This window comes from Bacillus sp. 05T31, assembly GCF_056396725.1.
Genome location: NZ_JBFTMA010000856.1, coordinates 1 through 2,036, shown reverse-complemented (window position 1 = coordinate 2,036; position 2,036 = coordinate 1). Strand labels below are relative to the sequence as shown.

The 2,036-nt window shown below is 31.8% G+C and carries 3 protein-coding genes; 1 reads left to right on the top strand and 2 read right to left on the bottom strand.

The features are described 5' to 3' along the window. Window positions 1-83 precede the first annotated feature (83 nt). Complete coding sequence (locus AC1DJR_RS29235; RefSeq protein WP_002161189.1) at window positions 84-299, bottom strand: hypothetical protein; 216 nt, start codon at window positions 297-299, stop codon at window positions 84-86. A 192-nt stretch (window positions 300-491) separates the two neighbouring features. Between AC1DJR_RS29235 and AC1DJR_RS29230 the strand changes: the two genes are divergently transcribed. Continuing rightward, window positions 492-959: a hypothetical protein gene (locus AC1DJR_RS29230; protein ID WP_429687953.1), complete on the top strand. Its 468-nt coding sequence runs from the start codon at window positions 492-494 to the stop codon at window positions 957-959. Between the two features lie 183 nt (window positions 960-1,142). Here the strand turns inward: AC1DJR_RS29230 and AC1DJR_RS29225 are convergent. After that, a partial coding sequence (locus AC1DJR_RS29225; protein WP_477004169.1) for a L,D-transpeptidase family protein occupies window positions 1,143-2,036 on the bottom strand: 894 nt, incomplete at its 5' end.

Here is a 2,036-nt window from a genome sequence, read left to right as displayed (position 1 = left end):
GGAGTGTATCATTCGTATTGCGGACCCAAAACTCACTATTGAATAAGTAAAACCCCAGAAATCCAAAGATCTCTGGGGCTTCATTATATATTTAACTCTTTTTGCTTTTTATTTTGTTTATGTCTATAAAGCAATTTTCGACTTATGAGAGAAATCAGTAATAAGATCAGTATCAGTACGAAAAGTTGCATAAATGATAAATCAAAATATTTAGCGCCTGTAACTATTAAAAGTGTAGAAATTGTGCCTTTTACAATGAAAAAAATAATAATCCATAATCCGCCTTTTTTCCAGTTCATTTTTATTTTACCCTTTCCTACGTTTAAATTCTTGAAAAATTTAGTGATAGTTCTTGAATGTGACATTTTAATTGAAATCTATTACATTAATAAAAAAGTAGACTTTTTTTCACAAAAATCATATCCAATTAAATGGGACGATTCCATAATAAATTTTCATAAATAGAATATTTTACATTTTAGGAGGACGGAATGGAGAAAAAAACAGATTTTTCGTTGTCACTTTTGTTTTTTTGGATTAAAGGATTTGTTTCAGTTGATTCAAGATTTGTAAAAGTATCAACAGGAAACACTCTATTAGGGTTTATTCCTGCTGGAAAAGATAATCAAAGTATTCCTTTGAAAAACATTAGTTCTACAATGATTTCTTCTCAGTATAGAATAAAATCTATTATATTAGGATTGATTATTATTCTTTTTTCCTTTAATACCATAGGAAATAACTTTATATTCGGACTCATTTTACTATTAATTGGAATTGGTATTTTAGGTAGTGGTATGCAAAATGTATTGATTATTCAAAGGGCAGGATCGGATTATATTTTTTCAGTACCATTCTTTGAAAAAGCTAAATTGGAAACTATTCAAGATTGTATTGCTGAAGCATTAGCTTATGATACAGATAAAACTGATTTAAATTTATTTTTTAATAAAAAATAAAAAAGACGATAGGATTTCCTATCGCCTTTTTTGAGATTTAAACCACGCTAAGCAAAAAATACAATAAGTTGCCCATTTGGACAGCTCGTTTACATAATTATCGATATAGGAAGTAACCATTCTATCCTTTTTTCTAAATTTAAGTTCTTGATACATGTATCACTTCACGCAAGTTGCTATTTACTAGTACACGATAACTGGATCATTAGTGTTCAAACTATCATATACAGTTTTTGCAACATTAGGAAGAAGGTTTACACACCCGCCTGATCCCCCTGTTAAATAGGCATTATTCGCCCAGTTTGTTCGCCAACCAGCATCATGGAATCCTTGACCGCTATTTGTGAATGGAACCCAGTAATCTACTTTAACTGCATAATCAGCTTTRCCTACTGCGCTTCCTTTCAACGTGTATGGTGTTCGTTTATATAARACGTACCACACACCTGGTGATGTATCTTCACTCGTGCTATGTTTACCAGTTACTACATTTGTTGTGACKRCTAATTTYCCATCTTTATAAATCCAAATTTGTTGMTCTGCAATTGAAACTTCCGCATACGTGTCTCCGATGCCATTATTCGATGTTGTTTCATAACCGATACCTTCCTTCTCCCAACCATTTCCRTGRATATTAGAAGCAGAAAGTGATTTTTCRCCYTTYTCAAARGCTTGTTGAACTTGTTTTGTTTCTTTTTCAACATCTAGTGCCCAGCCATAGCCTTGTCCTTTTACTGATATAACCGAACCGGAATGAGTTTTAAAGCTGAAATTTTTATTTAATGTTGATTTAGCATTATTAATTTCAGCAATCTTATTTTTAATGTCGCTCGCATCGATTGTCACTTTCATATCCTTTGACATAGAGGCATTTTGAATTAAATCTTTCGCTTTTAAAGGATACACTTCATTCTGCACTTTATACTCAACAGACTGCCCAAGAAGATTCTGTAGTGCTTTCTCCTCTTTTTTGACAATCGGATCGTCTTCTTTAATAGGCTTTATGTATGTAGACTTCAGATGAATTTCACTTTTATACTTCTGCTTGTCGTAATCTTTCAGTAGACTAGTAACGTC

Excerpts from the sequence above, each read along its gene's own strand:
- AC1DJR_RS29235 (WP_002161189.1), bottom strand. The coding sequence starts at position 299 with ATGAACTGGAAAAAAGGCGGATTATGGATTATTATTTTTTTCATTGTA.
- AC1DJR_RS29230 (WP_429687953.1), top strand. The coding sequence starts at position 492 with ATGGAGAAAAAAACAGATTTTTCGTTGTCACTTTTGTTTTTTTGGATT.